Here is a 16,874-nt window from a genome sequence, read left to right as displayed (position 1 = left end):
ATCGATGGGAGTTCACGATGGCCAGCGCAAAGAAAGTCCCGTTTGGTGTGCACTCCGAAGTTGGCCAGCTGCGCAAGGTTCTGGTCTGTTCCCCGGGCCTTGCCCATACACGCCTGACCCCGTCCAACTGCGATCAGTTGCTGTTTGACGATGTGCTCTGGGTCGATAATGCGAAGCGCGACCACTTCGATTTCGTCACCAAAATGCGGGACCGCGGCGTCGATGTCGTCGAGATGCATAACCTGCTCGCCGAGACGCTGGCAGTCCCGGAGGGCAAGGCCTGGATCCTCGATAATCAGGTCGTGCCGAACCAGGTCGGCCTTGGCTTCATCGACGAGCTCAAAAGCTACTTGTCCGGGCTGGATAACCGAAAGCTCGCGGAAACGCTGATCGGTGGCCTGTCGACTCATGACTTCCCCGAAGCACATGGGGGCGCCGCACTCAGGATGGTGAAGGAGGCCGCGGGCGCGACTGAGTATCTCCTCCCGCCGCTGCCGAATACGCTATACACGCGCGACACGACCTGCTGGATCTATGGCGGTGTCACCCTCAACGCGCTGTACTGGCCTGCGCGACATGAGGAAACGATCCTCACCACAGCGATCTACAAGTTTCATCCCGATTTTGCCGGCAACGTCAATGTCTGGTGGGGCGACCCGACGGAGGACCATGGCCTGGCCACGCTGGAGGGCGGCGATGTGATGCCCATCGGCAAGGGGGTGGTGCTGATTGGCATGAGCGAACGCACCTCTCGTCAGGCGATCAGCCAGCTAGCCGCGACCTTGTTTAAAAAGAAGGCCGCGGAGCGCGTCATCGTTGCGGCGATGCCGAAGATCCGTGCGGCCATGCATCTCGATACTGTTTTTACATTCGCCGACCGCGACTGCGTGTTGCTCGCGCCCGACTTCATGAACCAGACGCGTACCTATTCCTATCGCCCGAGCGATCATCCGAGCGGGGTCGAACTGCATGCGGAGAAGAAGTCATTTGTCGGCGTCGTCGAGGAAGCACTGGGCCTCAAGAAACTGCGCGTGGTCGAAGCCGGTGGCAGTGACTATCAGAGAGAGCGGACTCAATGGGACAGTGGCGCAAATCTCGTTTGCGCATCACCGGGTGTCGTCTATGCTTATGATCGCAACACCTACACCAACACGCTGCTTCGTAAGGAAGGCATCGAGGTGATTACGATCGTCGGCGCGGAACTCGGTCGCGGTCGTGGTGGCGGTCACTGTATGACTTGTCCGATCATCCGGGATGCCGTGGACTACTAGCACTATCGGCCATTCTCCGCTCGGGGGAGCGAGATCATGGGACTGTCATCATCGACGTCAGTACCATCGACCGACGGAGAGTAATTGTCTGGGGAGTGTGCAATGCGTGGATCGGGAATTGTCCTGGCAGCAACAAGCTTCCTTTATGCCAGCGGGGCAATAGCTGCTGACATCGACCTGACCGAGCTCAGAAAGGTCGAATATACGTCGATGAGCCCGACCTGGAGCGTGGTTGGGTCCCTGTCGCCCACCTACACGGCCAATGCCCTGTTTTCGCGCGATGACCGGCGCGGGGACTTTTACTATGAGCCTGACGTGAGCTTGCGGCTGGACGGCAAGCTTGCGCCGGACCTGTCCTACCGCATTTTTGCACGTGCCCAGTTCGAAGCATTTTCCAGAGAGCATGATGCCAATGCTGCCATTGCGCGTCTGGGAGCGCGGCTGACGAAGAATCTGTATGGCTGGAGAATAAGCGCCACCTACGAAAACAGATATGACTACGATGGCGTGTTTCGCGATCTCGCCTTCACCTCTCACGACGTGACGGGCGCCATCGCGCGCGATTTCAGCTTCGACAATGTCACGCTCTCGCCGCTTCTCCAGCTCACTTATCGCTTCTCCGATCTCGCCGAGGCCAGGCGCTGGCGTTTCGATGCGCTGGTCGGCATCGAGGTCGAACTGAATTCGAAATGGTCCATCGTTAGTACGCCATTTTTCGAGGCATTCTGGTTCACCGATGGCTTGAACCGGGACCGGGAGGATCAGATCTATTCGGCCTCTCTTGGCTTGAAATACAACATCGCCAGCAACGTATCGCTCACCACGAACGTGATCTATGAAGCGCGGAATTCGAACGTGGCGCTGCGTCATTATAGGGACTGGATGATCGGCCCACGGCTGGACTTCGCGTTTTAGAAATCAGGATACGAGAGGCGATGATGCGGCGATTGATGGCGACGACAGGCACGACAATTCTCTTCATCTGCACGGCATTTGCCGCCAGTGCGGAGCCACGCGACTCCGTCGAGCGCGGCGGGCGGCTGGACCGGGATGCCCTGCGGGACGACGTTCGCGTCGATCGTCTGAAGATTCCGCAGCACCCGATCGTCGTCGAAGAGCTCCAGCAGCCCGTTTACAATACGAAGACCAGGCAGAAATCAAAGCAGAGCACGGACGGCAGTCGCTAGCTGTATGGACCTGCCTCGCGATCCCCATGGCTGAAAGGGGCCTGATCATTTCGTGAGCGTATCGTGCAGGGTCGTTCGATATGCAGGGGTACTCATCGCGACCAGATATTGCGGAAACGGGTGGCTTCCATGAGCGCTATCGAGACCGGCAATAAGGGAGAGGCGAGGTGGTCGGAGGTCATCGGCAGCGCTGCGATCCGCGCTACCGGTTTCTTCTGCTTCTGGCTGGTATTGACGCACGGTGATCCCGGCGACATGGGCCCCGGTCTGGTTGCAGCTGCCGCAGCGACCTGGGCAAGCCTCAAACTGCTGCCTGCCGACCAGTGGAGCTTCCGCCCGATCAAGTTTGCCGGATTCGTCCTGCACTTTCTCCTCCAGTCCATTGTCGCGGGAGCAGACGTTGCGCTGCGGGCGCTTCATCCACGGTTGCCATTGGAGCCGGGCTTCGTCGCCTATCGAGCGCAGCTGCCGCCGGGCACGAAGCGGAATATGTTTTGCGCGATCATGAGCCTGATGCCGGGGACGCTCCCGTGCGGAACGTCTGGTGACGGCGATCTGGCCATTCATTGTCTCGATGTGACGCAGCCGGTCGTCGAACAATTGTCGATGGAAGAAGCCCTGTGCATGGGGGCGCTCGGAAGCGCAAAAGCCGATGCCTAGCCTGCTGTTCGCGGCCTCGGTCTTTGTGCTGCTGACCGTGGCGCTGGGTTTGTTCGCCATTCTTCGGCGACCAGCCGATGTCGATCGCCTGATGGCCGTCCAGCTGCTTGGCACCGGAGGAGTCGCCATCCTCCTTTTGCTCGCTGTCGCGAGCGAGACGCCACCCATCGTGGATGTTGCCGTAATGCTCGCGCTGTTCGCGGCATTTGCAGCCGTTGCATTCGTCAGAAACGCGTCCGGTGCTTCACGCGAAGCCAGAGGGGAATGAGGGACGCATGAGCCTTGTCATGGATATCTGGACCATTTGCGCGGTCTCCGCAGGCGCGCTGTTCTTCCTTGCGGGTACGGTGGGTCTGCTGCGTTTCCCGGATACGCTGACGCGTCTGCACGCACTGACCAAGGTTGATAATCTTGGTCTTGGCTTGATCGTTCTGGGCTTGCTGCCGCAGACGAGCAGCCTGCTGCTTGCGGTCAAATTGGTGATCGTCTGGCTGCTCGTCCAGCTATCCGGAGCGGTCGTCACACAACTGGTCGCCGGTGCGATACGTCAACACGGAGCAGATGGATGAGCATCGCTTCCGTCTTCGATATCGCTCTCGTTGCGTTGATCCTGGCGATCGGCGCGTCAACGATCCTTGTGTGCACGGCGTTCGCCGCAGTTGTCATGTTCGCTGTCTATGGGTTGCTGCTGTCCATTGCATGGGTTCGCCTCCACGCTGTCGATGTGGCGTTGACAGAGGCGGCGATCGGCGGCGGAATGACCGGCCTGTTGCTGCTCGGCGCCGTTGCGCGGCCCCGCTCGGGCGATGTCGATCGTGTGAGGGTTGGTTATCCGGTTCGCCTTGCTGCAGGTGCATTGTGCGCGCTGGTCGTGGCGGGTCTTGCCATCGTCGTGCTCCATCCGCCCGCGGCCGTTCCGACGCTCGCACCGGTGGTGATGGAAAACCTGCCGCCGAGTGGTCTTGGCAACCCCGTCGCCGGCGTGTTGTTCGTGTTCCGGGCGCTCGACACGCTGCTCGAAAAGGTGGTCGTGCTGCTTGCCTTGCTCGGAGTCTGGTCGCTGGCGCCGGATCGCGCCTGGGGTGGAGCACCGGGTCTGCAGGTTTACGCAAAGCCCGATCCCACGCTGATCTTTCTGGCCCAGCTTTTGCCGCCGGTGGGAATCGTGTTCGGAATCTATATGTGCTGGGTCGGCGCGAAGGACCCGGGTGGCGCCTTTCAGGGCGGCACGGTGCTGGCTGCGATGTGGCTCCTTGTCATTGTCGCGGGATTACAGAAGGCCCCTGCGATCAGTCGGCTCTGGTTGCGTGGTCTGCTCATCGCCGGGCCGGTGCTGTTCCTTGCCATCGGCTTGGCGGGATGGGTATTCGCCGACGCTTTTCTGGCTTATCCGGAAGGCTACGCCAAACCGCTGATTGTCGCTGTGGAAGCCGCTCTCACGCTGTCGATCGCTGTCGCGCTTGCCATGCTGGCCGCGGGACCGCCAGAACGGGCGCAACAGCAATGAACGCGGCAACGCTGTTCGGCTTGTGTGGCGCTGCTCTGGTGGGCATCGGACTGTACGGGCTCATCACGAATCCCGAACCGCTACGCAAGATCCTTGCATTCAATTTGCTTGGGAGCGGCGTATTTCTGCTGTTCGGTATGATCGCCAGACGGGCGGCAGCGGCTGGGCTCGGCGGTGACCCGGTCCCCCAGGCGATGGTGATCACCGCGATTGTCGTCGCCTTCGCGGCAACAGCCATGGCCATCGCGCTCGTGCAGCGTCTTGCGGATGAGACCGGACGGGCATCGATCAGCTCCGACGGTTCCAGCGCCGTCGATGGCGAGGGCAAATCCTGATGCCGGCGATAACCGTGCTTGATGCGACAACTGCCGACGGCGCGCTTCTTGTTCTGGCCATCGTATTGCCGGTCGTCGGCATCCTGCTGTCGTTTGTCCTTGGCGGACGGTATGCCGAAAGAATTGCCGGGGTTCTGTTGCCCGGAGGCTTTGTCGTAGCATGCATCATCTTTCTGAAAGTGTGGCAGGGCGGAGAGTCGCTGATTTACATTGTGGGCGGTTGGCAGCCTCCACTCGGAATCACGCTGCGCGCCGACGGACTTTCAGTCGCGATGATGGTGGCAATGGCCATCGTTATCTGCCTCATCGGCGTGTTCGCGCATGCGAATTTCGGCAGTCGCGCAGCGTCAGTTGAAACCCGCGCACCTCTGGTGTTCTGGGTCATGCTCATGGCGATCTCGGGCGCGATGAACATGATCTTTCTCGGCGGCGATCTGTTCACATTATACGTTGCGCTTGAGCTGCTGACCTTCGCTGCGGTGCCGCTGGTCTGCCTCGATGGCCGCGTGGAGACCTTGCAGGCCGCGTTGCGCTATCTGCTCTTTGCGCTGCTGGGCTCGATCCTCTATCTGGTCGGAACGGCCTTGCTTTACGGAAGCTATGGGACCCTCGACATCGTTTTGATGTCGCAGCGCGTGCGTCTTGAGCCGGCGACGCTGGCTGCTGCCACGCTGATGACGCTGGGGCTGTTCGCCAAGACGGCGCTCTTTCCCCTGCACCTCTGGCTTCCCCCGGCGCATGCCGGCGCACCGGCGGCTGCCAGTGCGGTGCTGTCGGCAGTCGTCGTGAAGGGATCGTTTTTTCTCATCGTCCGGCTCTGGTTCGATGCCCTGCCGGGGCTCTTGAGTGTGGCCGCCAGTCAACTCATAGGCGTGCTGGGAGCGTCAGCGATTATCTGCGGCAACATTGTCGCGCTCCGACAGAAGCGGCTTAAGCTGCTGATCGCCTATTCGACAGTCGCGCAGATTGGCTATCTGTTTCTGATGTTTCCGCTCGCTTTCAGTGCCGATCCGTCGCCCCTCCGCTATGGCGATGCCCTGACGGCAGGCATGCTTCAGACCATTTCGCACGCGACCGCGAAAGCCGCCATGTTCATGGCTGCCGGACTTGTCTATGCAGCGCTTGGTCATGACCGGATCTCGGAGCTCGGCGGGATCACGCGCGCGCTTCCCATGACGATGTTCGCCTTTGGTCTCGGTGGCCTATGCCTGATCGGGTTGCCACCAACGGGCGGCTTTCTGGCGAAGTGGCTGTTGCTGGAGGCGACGATTGCGACGGCGCAATGGTGGTGGGCAATCGTGATCATCGCAGGAGGGCTGCTCACGAGCGCCTATATCTACATCGTGCTATCGCGCGCGACGGGTCCGCCAAGCGCGCCGCTGACACTGCAGGCCACGGTGCCGAAGTATCAGGAAGTGGCGGCGCTGGGGCTGGCGCTTCTTTCGATACTACTGGGGCTCGTGGCGCTCGGTCCTATCGATGTATTGCAAGTTGGTCGTCCGGAGGCACCGATGGCTGGGTTGCGATGATGGAGGCCTATCCCTTGCTCGCTGGCGCCTTGCTTTTTCCGCTCGGGATGCTGCTGGCATGCCTCTGGCCAGGGGCTTTGCTGCGAATGCCCTCGTATCTGGCCTTTGCTCCGATCCCTGCATTTGCGGCCGTCCTTTTTGTTGCCGATGATTCTCCGCTTGTCGTCGGCCCGCCCCGTCTGCATTTGACTTTCACGCTTGATCTCCCCGGCGCGCTGCTGCTCGGCGTTGCTGCGCTGCTGTGGATCACGGCCGGGGCCTATGCATCGCCATATCTGCAGGGCAGGCGGAACCGCGGGCGGTTCGCCGTGTGCTGGCTCGCCGCACTGACGGGTTGCATCGGTGTATTTCTCGCTGCCGATATGGTGGGCTTCTATTTGTTCCTGGCGATGCTGACGCTCGGCGCCTGCGGCCTCATCATCCAGCATGAAACGGCCGATGCGTGGCGTGCGGGCGCGCTCTATATCGGTCTTGGGCTGCTGGCGGAGACATTGTTGCTGATCGCTTTCGTGCTGCTCGCGGCAGATATTCCCGGCAATGGGCTGTTAATCGCTGATGCCGCGGCCGCACTACCAATGTCGCCACACCGCGACCTGATCATCGGCCTGTTGATCGCAGGCTTTGGCATGAAGGCAGGTCTTGTTCCATTTCACGTCTGGATGCCACGCGCCTATGCGGCAGCGCCGACGCCGGCTGCCGCCGTGCTGAGTGGCGCAGCCGTCAAGGCAAGTATCCTCGGAATGATCCGCTTTCTCCCCCTCGATACGGCGTTGCCCCATACAGGGACGTTACTCGCAGCTGCAGGCTTGTTCGCGGCGCTCTATGGGGTGGTCATTGGAATAACGCAACGCAGGCCCAAAGTTGTGCTGGCCTATTCGAGCGTCAGCCAGATGGGATTCATCGTAGCTGTCATTGGCATGGGCATGATCGCGGGAGATGGCCGTGCTGCACTGGCGGCGATCTTCTATTCTGCAAACCACGTTCTGGTCAAAGGCGCGCTATTTCTTTCCATCGGCGTCATCGCCGCGACCGGTCGCCGGTATCTGTGGCCCATGCTGCTTCCTGTGGCGATCATCGCAGTCGGCCTTGGCGGTCTCCCGCTGACCGGCGGTGCGCTGGCAAAGATCGTGGTCGACGGACCGCTCGGGGATGGGGCCGCCAATACGGTTGCAACGCTGTCGGCTGTCGGCACGACGCTGCTCATGCTGCAGTTCGTACGACGCCTTATCACGACCGTATCAACGGATCAGGAGGCGACAGCGGCGCCAAGCCTGTTCTGGCCATGGCTGTCGACCGCTGCAGCGTCGCTCGTCGTACCATGGGCCCTATTCCTCGCGGTCCCCGAAGGAATGTTGCCCAACCCTCTGGCGCCAGAGTTGCTGTGGAAAGCCCTGTTCCCAGTGCTGTTGGGCGCCATATTGGCGGCAGTGGTGTGGCGCTGGGTGCGGCGGCTGCCACATATTCCCGAAGGAGATATCGTCGTCGTTCTGGACAGCTGCGTGAAGGTCGCTCCGGCCTGGGGCAAGACGATCGAGCAAGCGGAGGGCATGCTTCGCCAATGGCATGTCGCAGGAATTTCACTGCTCGTGCTAACGCTGGCTCTCGGAGCGGCACTGTTGGCCCAGTGAGCACGCCGGAAGATCGACATCTCCATGGATACGATGATCGTGTCGTCAGGCCGTCACCGCGGCCAAATTCTTGATGCCAGCGACGACGCGCTGACGAAGTTCGACGCGCTGCCGGGACGATACACCCAGAAGGTCCGCGGCGCGCCAGATCGCATTCTCTTCGAATTCGTTGACCCGCTGATCGGCGTAAACGATCTCCCACATCAGTTGAACGATCCGTCGACGTCCATCGTCGTCGAGCGATTCATTCAGCTGCCGCGTAAAGCGATAGAGATCGACGGCGCGACGGGCGACTATATCCGCGTCAGCGAGCAGCTGAGCCGTCGCCGTGTCATCGAGCCCATCAAGCGATCTGAAAATGGCGTGCAATCTGGCGCGCCTGAGGTCCGATAGCTCACTATGGACGGTGGCAACGCGGATGAGCAATGCCGCGGTCGCGACGAGAAGCTCTCTCTGCCCGATGTGTTTCCGTTGATTGGCGTCTTCGATCGCACGCGAGATGAACGCCTTGATTGATCCAAACATCACTCGACCATTCTCTCCAGGGACGATGATGACTGTGCTCTGACGGCCGGCCATCCAGGCTCGCGATATCTGGGAAGTTCAGGAGCAATCGTCCAAGCTGGAGATGGCGTTCGCCCATCAGCACTGCAACTTTCTTACAGAATTTTAAAGTTTCGGATTCAGCCAAAACAGGGGCAAAACAGCCGCACTTGTGGCGCTCCGCTCCCTGCGAATGACCTGAAGCTCTCCACGGGGCGCGCGCTGCGCACCTGAATCCAGGCCGTTATTCCGGGCAATCCGGGTACTCATCATGACCTCCTCAGGGTTTTTCCCGATTACCTATTACGTGCTGACGGCTAGCCTCGTGCGGCAGAGGTCAGGTCATTCTTGTCGCGGCTTCGAGAGGGGAGCAAATGTTCAACATTCGCATATTGACGGTGGCATGTGCCTTCCTGATCCCGCAGATGTTACCCGCACAGGCTCACGCGCAACAGCTTTTGCGCGTCGGCGGGCTGACATGCAGCACCGGTCCGAGAGTCGGGCTGGTTCTTGGCTCACGCCAGGAGATGCAATGTGTCTTCCTGTCCACCGTGGGTGCGCGGCAATATAACTACAGAGGCACGATCAGGCGGGTTGGCCTCGATGTTGGCGTCACCCGGGGTGGGACACTGTTCTGGGGCGTCTTTGCGCGAAACAGTAATATCGGCCGCGGCACATTGAGAGGCAGCTATGTCGGGGCAAGCGCAAATGTTGCACTTGGCCTGGGTCTTGGTGCCAACGTCCTGATCGGCGGATCACGCCGCACGATCACGCTGCAGCCGCTGTCCGTCGAGGGCCAGATCGGACTGAACCTGGCACTGGGCATATCCAATCTCGTTCTTCGATAGTCGGTATTTATTATAGGTCATCGCCGGCATCGGAATCGGGAGTCCAGAGGCGAAGGTGATCGCAAACGAATTTCGGAATGGAGACTGATCATGCTGTTTCAGGGTGGCTTCACATTCGCGAATTTCGTGGCCGATGTATTTGCAGTGTTCATGTTCGTGCTGTGGTTCTGGCTCTTTATCGTGATCACCGGCGATTTGTTTCGCCGCCATGACGTGTCCGGTATCGGCAAGGTATGCTGGGTGATACTGCTCATTGTCCTGCCCTATATCGGCATCTTTGCTTACCTGCTCGTGCACGGCCGCAGCATGGCTGAGCGGAACGCCGAGCGGGCCAAGGAGGCTCGCGACGACTTGCGCCGGGCGGTGGGATTCAGTGTTGCCGATGAGATCGAGAAACTCGATCGCCTGAAATCGGCGGGCTCTATTACAGAGGCGGAATATACGCGCCTCAGGACCGGTCTGGTCCGATAGGTCCGATATCGCTCTACCGGGTGGATGGGGCGGTCTTTGCAGGGGCGAGAATGCTCTCGCCGATCCGGCCGACCATATAGGGGAAGAACGGGTTTGATGACGCCCGCATCAGCGAGTCGAGGCTGGCGATCAGCACATTGCGTTCCCCGCGCGGCGCCAGGGTCCCGAGATTCTCGCCAAAATCCTCGGACTTGTCCGGCTCCACTCCATAGAGGGAATCGCTGACCGGAAATGGCAGCGCCACATGCGATAGCGAGTAGAAGCCGCGTGGATAGTTCAGGCCGAGCGGGCGAGAATGCTCGGCGAAAGCGCCGGCCTCGGTCACGCGCTCGATCACGTCGTCATTATTGTCGCCGGAATTGGTAATGACGGCGAGGCGGTAGCGCCGCGGGCCGGCGGGTACGATGCGTGCCAGCGCGGTATCGGTGCTGGTGCGGAGCAGGGGACCAAACCGGGCGGTGCGGTTGACGTCGAACAGAACGAGTTCGCTCCCATTGGCCGGCAGATGGGCATAAAGGTCGGAGACGATGGCCCGGGTGCTCACCGTGAAATCCATCAGCGACTGGAATGTCAGGATGGGTGGAAACTGACCCAGTCTGCCTTCACCCGCATAGCGCGCGAGCCTTCTTTGCAGAGCCCTGGTTAGAAGATGCGATTGACGCGCGCCGTTCACCGGGAATGAATTGTACTTGAAGGGATTGAACTCCGGCACGATGTCGAGCCATGCGGCCTTGGCGAAGGCGGGCAGAATTGCCGGAAATCCCGCGAGGCCGGCAAAGCGCGCAAAACTGGTGATGCCGACCATCGGCGAGATCAGTATCAGGCGGTCGGGTCGCGACAGTTTTTCATCGTCGATGGCATCCAGCGCATACATGATGGCCAGTGCACCGCCATTGGAAAATCCCACCAGATGCAGCGGTACAGACGGATCCATACGCTTCTTGACTTCCCGCACTGCCAGCCGTGTGGCAGCCAACCAGTCTTCCCATTCGACGTCGGTCAGAGCGGCTGGAACCGTGCCATGTGCCGGCAGCCTTGGTACGATCGCCAGGAAGCCCTGATCGCGGTAGAAGCGCGCAATATGGCGTTGGCTGTAGGGGGAATCGGTCAGGCCGTGAAGGAGCACGACCGCTCCGATCGGCTTGCCCTTCGGCTCCAGCACAAAGGAGCGGTTGAAATCCTGCACGAAATGCGGGGGATAGACCGGGCTGCCTTCGAAATACCGATTGGGTGGCACACGTTCTGTCGCATCGAGCTTCTGCGATACTTCGCGCCGGACTTCGTCGAAAAGCACCGCCTCGGCCGCCATGTATTGCGCCCAGTCGGCAGTATCCAGCTTGCTCGCATGGAGCTCATGCGGAACGTAAGTATGCCATGTCTCGAGTGGCAGCCCTCGCTGTGAATCGTAGATGCGGACAGCGAAGATCGTCATCAGCGCGATGCCGACAAACGCCATCAGGATCTTTGCAAATCTGAAGATTCTGGCCCGCACGACCGAACCCCGTAAATGACGATGTGGTGCAGGATAGCCCGGAAAACTTGAAGCGCGACAGGAGATATAGGGGAAAGCACCCGAGCGGGTATCGGGCTTTACCCTGATACGCGGCAACTCCTTCGACGGATGTCACGATCCGTATAGACGGCGGCAGCCATATACGAAGCCGTCAGTTGGCCCGGCATCCGAATATACGGTTGCCATTCTCGTCGAGAACAAACACCAGGTGAGACCTGCAAAGCGCGCCGGCCTTGCTCAATTCCGTAGCAAGGGCCCGTGCCTGCGTGATCGCGAGCGTCGGATTTGCAAGGCGGCTTCCGACCTCATCGGGAAAAACTTTCGGCCCGTCCAGGATATGGAAAAAGTATCGCATCGCGCTCCAGTAATTCGGAAGGGCGGCGCGTCCCAGTGAATAATTAGTAAGGCGCTGGCACATGCGGTCGGCGTTGGTTCCGCTACAGATGGTGGCGTGCAGGGTCGCCGAGCGCGTCACGCGCACCGGCCAAGGGTTTTCCCCGATAGCTATGGCTCTGCAAGTGCATTTCAAATTGGGACAGGTGAGGGGGCCACAGAGCATCAATTGTCAGGGAGTTACGCATGCGCCGGATCTCAACCTTGCTCGTTCTACTCACGCTGTCTGCAGTAGTTCCGCTGGCGGATGCGCTTGCCCAAAGCGCAGCAGGACGCGGCGCAGTGTCCGGTGCGATCATTGGTGGCGCCGTCGGCGGGCGACGCGGTGCGGCCATTGGCGCTGCCACCGGAGCGGTGGTGGGGAGCCAGAGGCGGCATATGCACAGCCGGTATTACTGGCGCCATGGCCGTTGTTGGGTTCGGTCATCGCACGGAAGATCCCACCCGGTATCGCATCGCTATTGCAGGTAAGCGATACGATTGCACCGCCGCAGCTGCGATAACCATTCCGGCGCATCGCGATCTTTCGCCGTTGGCGCATGAGTAGTTCCGCGGCTCGGACTCAGGTCAATACCCGATATCGTCACGCAATCGGTTCATCCATTGTTTCGTGATTGAAAAGGAGGATGCGATGCAGAACCTGAAGAAGCGTTTTCTATTGTCCCTGCTTGCTTCCACGATCGTCGCGAGCGCAAGCATGGTATTCGTCACCACGCAGAGCGAAGCCAAGGGAAGGGCATGGTGCGCCAAATCGCAGTCGCGGGGCACCGATTGTAGTTATGACACGATCGACCAATGCCGTGCAGCGGTCAGCGGCACAGGTGCTTCCTGTCGCAAGCGCGTCCGTTAAGGCGTTACGTCGCTTTTGAATCGGCGGCCGTCGCCATGTCGTTTGGCGACGGTACATTTATGCACAGACGAAGCGGCGACCTCCCGGCAAGGTCGCCGCTTCTCGCGCTCTCTTTATTCCGCCGCGACGGCGACCTGACCCAGCCTGTCGAAGACGACGTTGCCACCGAGAATGGTGAGATCGCAGCGGGTGCCCTTCTCCACTTCCTCGGGCGCGCAGGTGAAGACGTCGTGGCTGAGCACGGCGATATCGGCGAGCTGACCCGGCACCAGACGGCCGACGCGCTCCTCGGCGAATTGCGTATAGGCGCCGAAATAAGTGTAGGCGTGGATCGCTTCCGCCATCGACAGCTTTTGTCCTTCGCCAAGCACCGTATGGCGGTTCGACATACGCGTCGTCATCGTGAACAGGTTCTTGAACGGATCGGTGGTGGAGACCGGCGCGTCCGAGCTTGCGGCCGGATGCAGGCCGGCGTCGAACCACTTGCGCATGGGATAGGCGACATCGGTGCGCGCCTGGCCGAGATTGGTGATGTAGAGATCGCCGAATTCATACATGAAGACCGGCTGCGGAACCGGGTCGATGCCCGCGGCTGCCATGCGTGCGATCTGGCTGTCGCTCAGGAAGCCGCAATGCTCGATGCGATGGCGGCGGCCGAGCACCGGTTTGTCCGCCGTACCCGCCTTCTCGATCCCTGACAGCACCTGCTCGATGGCGGCATCGCCGATGGCGTGGATGGCAAGCTGGTAACCGAGGCCATGATAATGCGCGAGATAGTCGTGCATTTCCTTGTCGGTGTAGCAGAAGATGCCGCGGTTATCGGGATCGCCCACGAGATAGGGCTCGGACATCGCGGCGGTGAGGCCGCCGGCGCTGCCGTCGCCGAACACTTTCATCGCGCCGTAGCGCAGCATGCCGACCTCGCGGCCGAAACGATAACCGGCGGCATGTGCCTGATCGCCGATACCGTCGGTGTTGCCATAGATACAGACCCAGGTGCGGATCGGCAGCGTGTTCGATTTGGCAAGGTGCTCATAGGCATCGATCTCGTCCATGCCCGCGGTCATGCCGACCGCAGCATCCATCACGCTGGTGAAGCCTTGCTCGAGCATGAATCGGCTGGCGCGGTCGATCGCATCGCGCAGGCGTTCGGCGCTCGGCTTCGGCGCGGCATCCACGATCAGGCGCAGCGCGCGTTCGGCGAGCAGGCCTGTCAGCTTGTTGTCGCGGCGTTCGATCATGCCGCCATCGGGCTGCGGCGTGTTGTGGCCGATGCCGGCCGCGCGCATCGCCTGCGTGTTGATCACGGCGACATGGCCGCAGGTGCGCTTGAGATAGACTGGATTGTTCGGCGCAACCTGATCGAGCTCTTCGGCGGTGGGGTGTCGCTTTTCGGCGAGCTCGTAATGGTCGTAGCCGCGTCCGTTGATCCATTCGCCGGGCTTGGCCGTCTTGGCCTTCTCGGCGACGCGACGCAGGATTTCGCTAATCGAGTTGGCGCCGGTCTCCGGCCGCAGATTGATTTCGGTCATGGTCAGGCCGAGCGGCAGCAGATGCATATGCGCATCGTTCAGGCCGGGGATGGCGGTGCGGCCGGCGAGTTCGACGATGCGCGTCTCCGGGCCGGCAAGCTCGGCGATCGTTTCGGCGCTGCCCGTGGCCAGCACGCGGCCGTCCTTGATCGCGATCGCTTCGACGAAGCCTTCGTTGAGGCCGCAGAAAATGCGACCTCCGGTAAGGATCAGGCTCGGCTCGTTCATATGCATTCCACCTTCAGTCAATTGGCCACGCGCAGCGAATGACGCAAATTCGCGCGCGCGGCAAGATTGCACATTGGGCAATGCAAGCCCGCGGTTTCAGCATTGCCCCGCACATTGCCTTGCAGCGGCATCTGTGATGGATTCCGATGTTGGCAGCATGTTCAGATAACAAGTGATGTGAGCTCGTGTGATGACGACCAATACCCAGGCTGCAACCCGTGCGACGGTCGAAATCCCGAGCATCCCCTGTGACGCCGAGGGGCCGGTGTTTCGCGAGCCGTGGGAGGCCCAGGCTTTCGCCATGGCCGTGACGCTGCATGAGCGCGGCGTGTTCACCTGGACGGAATGGGCTGCGGCGCTCGCAGCCGAGATCAAGCGCGCACAGGCCGGCGGCGATGCCGACACCGGCGAGACCTATTACCGGCACTGGCTGGCGACGCTGGAAAACCTGATCGCCGAGAAGGGCGTGACCACGGCCGATACGCTGCACCGTTATCGCGATGCCTGGGACCACGCCGCCGATCGCACGCCGCATGGCCAGCCGATCGAACTGACCCCGGCGGATTTTCACTAGCTGCAGCGACGCGTCCCTTAAACCTCTCCCCGCTTGCGGGGAGAGGTCGTCCTTCACATGCGAAGCATGTGGAGGGCGGGTGAGGGGGACTCTCCACGCGCTCGGAGCCTGTGGTGAGGGGGGGGGGGGGGGGGGGGGGGGGTGGGGGGGGGGGGGGGGGGGGGGGCGCCCCCCCCCCGGGGGGGGGGGGGGGGGGGGGGGGGCGCCCCCCCCTCTCCACGCGCTCGGAGCCTGTGGTGACTCCCCCTCACCCGAAGGCTCCGCTTCGCTCGCCTTCGACCTCTCCCCGCAAGCGGGGAGAGGTAAGCATCCCCCACGGTGCGCGCTGCGCACCACCGCCCCCCTGTTTGGCATCTCCCACAATCGCTCGGGCAATTCGATGATCCCTTCGTTGACGCTGGCCCTGTCGTGGCTGTCCGGCGTCGTCGGAGAAAAAGATGCTCGATACAACAAGAACAACCGGCGATTGGCAGGCGCTCGACGGCGCGCATCACGTCCATTCGTTCACCGATCCCGCCGTGATCACCGGCGGCAAGACCCGCGTCGTTGTGCGTGGCGAGGGCTGCCAGATCTGGGACAGTGACGGCCGCCGGTTTCTCGACGGGATGGCCGGGCTGTGGTGCGTGAATGTCGGCTATGGCCGGCAGGAACTGGTGGATGCCGCCGCCCGGCAGATGGCGGAGCTGCCATTCTACAGCAACCACTTCCAGTCGACGACGCCGGCCATGACGGAGCTCGCGCACAAGCTCTCGCAGCTCACGCCGGAAGGGCTCGACCACTTCCTGTTCACCTCGTCCGGCTCCGAGGCCAACGACACCATCGTCCGCATGGTGCGCTATTTCTGGAAACTGCAGGGCAAGCCTAACAAGCGCACCTTCATCAGCCGCACCATGGCCTATCATGGCAGCACGCTGGCCGCTGCCAGCCTGTGCGGAATGCCGCATATGCATGCCATGGACGGGGGCACGCTCCCCGGTTTCGCGCATATCCAGCATCCGCACTGGTACATGTTCGGCGGCGAGCTGACCAAGGAGGAGTTCGGGCTGCAGGCCGCGCAGGCGCTGGAGCAGAAGATCCTCGAACTCGGAGCCGAGAACGTCGCGGCCTTTATCGGCGAACCCGTGCAGGGCGCCGGCGGTGTGATCGATCCGCCTTTGACCTATTGGCCGGAAATCCAGCGCATCTGCCGCAAATACGATGTTCTGCTGATTGCGGACGAAGTGATCTGCGGCTTCGGCCGCACCGGCGAATGGTTCGGGGCGCAGGCCTATGGCATCACGCCGGATCTGATGACCATGGCCAAGGGCCTCTCCTCTGGCTATCTGCCCATTGCCGCGGTGGCGATGAACAAGCGGGTGTTCGAGACCATCGGCGCCGGCGGCCTGCTGGCCCATGGCTACACCTATTCGGGCCATCCCGTTGCCTGCGCCGTGGCGCTCGCCAATATCGACATTATTGAACGCGAATGCCTTGTCGATCGCGTGCGCGACGATATCGGTCCCTATCTGCATCAGGCGCTGGCGCAGTTCGAACAGCATCCGATCGTCGGCGAGGTGCGCGGCATCGGCACATTGGCGGCGCTGCAACTGGTCAGGGACAAGGACACCCGCGAGATTTTCACGGTCGAGGACGGCGCCGGCATCTTCTGCCGCGAAGCCTCCTACAATCAGGGCTTGATCGTCCGCGCGGTCGGCCAGTCCATCGTGCTCAGTCCGTCGCTGGTCATCACCCATGCCGAGATCGACGAGATCGTCGACAAGCTCAAGCGCGCGCTCGACGAGACGGCACGGCATTTTGACCTGTAA

The 16,874-nt window shown here is 61.4% G+C and carries 20 protein-coding genes; 16 read left to right on the top strand and 4 right to left on the bottom strand.

What is annotated here, in order from left to right; translation table 11 throughout:
* Positions 1-17 precede the first annotated feature (17 nt).
* From arcA to AB8A27_RS23230, 10 genes are all read left to right on the top strand, one after another.
* The gene (gene arcA, locus AB8A27_RS23275; RefSeq protein WP_441243950.1) at positions 18-1,271 is read left to right on the top strand and encodes an arginine deiminase; all 1,254 of its coding nucleotides are present in this window, start codon (positions 18-20) and stop codon (positions 1,269-1,271) included.
* 102 nt (positions 1,272-1,373) lie between these two features.
* Positions 1,374-2,186 carry an outer membrane beta-barrel protein gene (locus tag AB8A27_RS23270; protein ID WP_441243949.1) on the top strand — a complete coding sequence of 271 codons (813 nt, stop codon included), beginning with the start codon at positions 1,374-1,376 and terminating at the stop codon, positions 2,184-2,186.
* Between the two features lie 20 nt (positions 2,187-2,206).
* Positions 2,207-2,458 carry a hypothetical protein gene (locus AB8A27_RS23265; RefSeq protein WP_441243948.1) on the top strand — a complete coding sequence of 84 codons (252 nt, stop codon included), beginning with the start codon at positions 2,207-2,209 and terminating at the stop codon, positions 2,456-2,458.
* A 63-nt stretch (positions 2,459-2,521) separates the two neighbouring features.
* Complete coding sequence (locus AB8A27_RS23260; RefSeq protein ID WP_441243947.1) at positions 2,522-3,118, top strand: Na+/H+ antiporter subunit E; 597 nt, start codon at positions 2,522-2,524, stop codon at positions 3,116-3,118.
* A complete protein-coding gene (locus AB8A27_RS23255) occupies positions 3,111-3,386 on the top strand; it encodes a monovalent cation/H+ antiporter complex subunit F (RefSeq protein WP_441243946.1) in 276 nt (91 codons plus the stop codon). Before AB8A27_RS23260 ends, AB8A27_RS23255 begins: the two co-directional genes overlap by 8 nt.
* Positions 3,387-3,393: 7 nt before the next feature.
* Positions 3,394-3,687: a monovalent cation/H(+) antiporter subunit G gene (locus tag AB8A27_RS23250; protein ID WP_441243945.1), complete on the top strand. Its 294-nt coding sequence runs from the start codon at positions 3,394-3,396 to the stop codon at positions 3,685-3,687.
* A complete protein-coding gene (locus tag AB8A27_RS23245; RefSeq protein ID WP_441243944.1) occupies positions 3,684-4,625 on the top strand; it encodes an MnhB domain-containing protein in 942 nt (313 codons plus the stop codon). The genes AB8A27_RS23250 and AB8A27_RS23245 overlap by 4 nt, the downstream gene beginning before the upstream one ends.
* Complete coding sequence (locus AB8A27_RS23240; RefSeq protein ID WP_441243943.1) at positions 4,622-4,960, top strand: NADH-quinone oxidoreductase subunit K; 339 nt, start codon at positions 4,622-4,624, stop codon at positions 4,958-4,960. The genes AB8A27_RS23245 and AB8A27_RS23240 overlap by 4 nt, the downstream gene beginning before the upstream one ends.
* Entirely contained in the window at positions 4,960-6,489 is a 1,530-nt protein-coding gene (locus AB8A27_RS23235) for a complex I subunit 5 family protein (protein ID WP_441243942.1), read from the top strand. The genes AB8A27_RS23240 and AB8A27_RS23235 overlap by 1 nt, the downstream gene beginning before the upstream one ends.
* An 86-nt stretch (positions 6,490-6,575) precedes the next feature.
* Entirely contained in the window at positions 6,576-8,117 is a 1,542-nt protein-coding gene (locus AB8A27_RS23230; protein ID WP_441243941.1) for a proton-conducting transporter transmembrane domain-containing protein, read from the top strand.
* Between the two features lie 45 nt (positions 8,118-8,162).
* Here AB8A27_RS23230 and AB8A27_RS23225 read toward each other — a convergent pair whose 3' ends face one another.
* On the bottom strand, positions 8,163-8,696 hold the full coding sequence (locus tag AB8A27_RS23225) for a TerB family tellurite resistance protein (RefSeq protein ID WP_441243940.1): 534 nt from the start codon (positions 8,694-8,696) through the stop codon (positions 8,163-8,165).
* Positions 8,697-9,034: 338 nt separating this feature from the next.
* On the opposite strand from AB8A27_RS23225, the gene AB8A27_RS23220 reads away from it, so the two are divergent.
* Together AB8A27_RS23220 and AB8A27_RS23215 are read left to right on the top strand one after the other, a co-directional pair.
* Complete coding sequence (locus AB8A27_RS23220) at positions 9,035-9,508, top strand: DUF992 domain-containing protein (protein WP_441243939.1); 474 nt, start codon at positions 9,035-9,037, stop codon at positions 9,506-9,508.
* Between the two features lie 90 nt (positions 9,509-9,598).
* A complete protein-coding gene (locus AB8A27_RS23215) occupies positions 9,599-9,979 on the top strand; it encodes a PLDc N-terminal domain-containing protein (protein WP_441243938.1) in 381 nt (126 codons plus the stop codon).
* 13 nt (positions 9,980-9,992) lie between these two features.
* Here AB8A27_RS23215 and AB8A27_RS23210 read toward each other — a convergent pair whose 3' ends face one another.
* Positions 9,993-11,435, bottom strand: coding sequence for an alpha/beta hydrolase (locus tag AB8A27_RS23210; RefSeq protein ID WP_441243937.1), 1,443 nt, complete (start codon positions 11,433-11,435; stop codon positions 9,993-9,995).
* A 208-nt stretch (positions 11,436-11,643) separates the two neighbouring features.
* Positions 11,644-11,973: a DUF6894 family protein gene (locus AB8A27_RS23205; RefSeq protein WP_441243936.1), complete on the bottom strand. Its 330-nt coding sequence runs from the start codon at positions 11,971-11,973 to the stop codon at positions 11,644-11,646.
* A gap of 98 nt (positions 11,974-12,071) precedes the next feature.
* Between AB8A27_RS23205 and AB8A27_RS23200 the strand changes: the two genes are divergently transcribed.
* Complete coding sequence (locus AB8A27_RS23200; RefSeq protein WP_441243935.1) at positions 12,072-12,356, top strand: YMGG-like glycine zipper-containing protein; 285 nt, start codon at positions 12,072-12,074, stop codon at positions 12,354-12,356.
* Positions 12,357-12,516: 160 nt separating this feature from the next.
* Complete coding sequence (locus AB8A27_RS23195; RefSeq protein ID WP_441243934.1) at positions 12,517-12,735, top strand: DUF3551 domain-containing protein; 219 nt, start codon at positions 12,517-12,519, stop codon at positions 12,733-12,735.
* Positions 12,736-12,848: 113 nt separating this feature from the next.
* Here AB8A27_RS23195 and AB8A27_RS23190 read toward each other — a convergent pair whose 3' ends face one another.
* The gene (locus AB8A27_RS23190; RefSeq protein WP_441243933.1) at positions 12,849-14,495 is read right to left on the bottom strand and encodes an amidohydrolase; all 1,647 of its coding nucleotides are present in this window, start codon (positions 14,493-14,495) and stop codon (positions 12,849-12,851) included.
* 190 nt (positions 14,496-14,685) lie between these two features.
* Here AB8A27_RS23190 and AB8A27_RS23185 point away from each other — a divergent pair, with 190 nt between their 5' ends.
* Together AB8A27_RS23185 and AB8A27_RS23180 are read left to right on the top strand one after the other, a co-directional pair.
* Positions 14,686-15,069 (top strand): nitrile hydratase accessory protein, encoded by a 384-nt coding sequence (locus AB8A27_RS23185; RefSeq protein WP_441243932.1) that lies wholly within the window; start codon positions 14,686-14,688, stop codon positions 15,067-15,069.
* Positions 15,070-15,506: 437 nt separating this feature from the next.
* A complete protein-coding gene (locus AB8A27_RS23180; protein WP_441243931.1) occupies positions 15,507-16,874 on the top strand; it encodes an aspartate aminotransferase family protein in 1,368 nt (455 codons plus the stop codon).

The organism is Tardiphaga sp. 768_D3_N2_1 (genome assembly GCF_052076105.1).
GTDB lineage: Bacteria > Pseudomonadota > Alphaproteobacteria > Rhizobiales > Xanthobacteraceae > Tardiphaga.
This window is presented reverse-complemented; position numbering and strand designations above follow the sequence as displayed.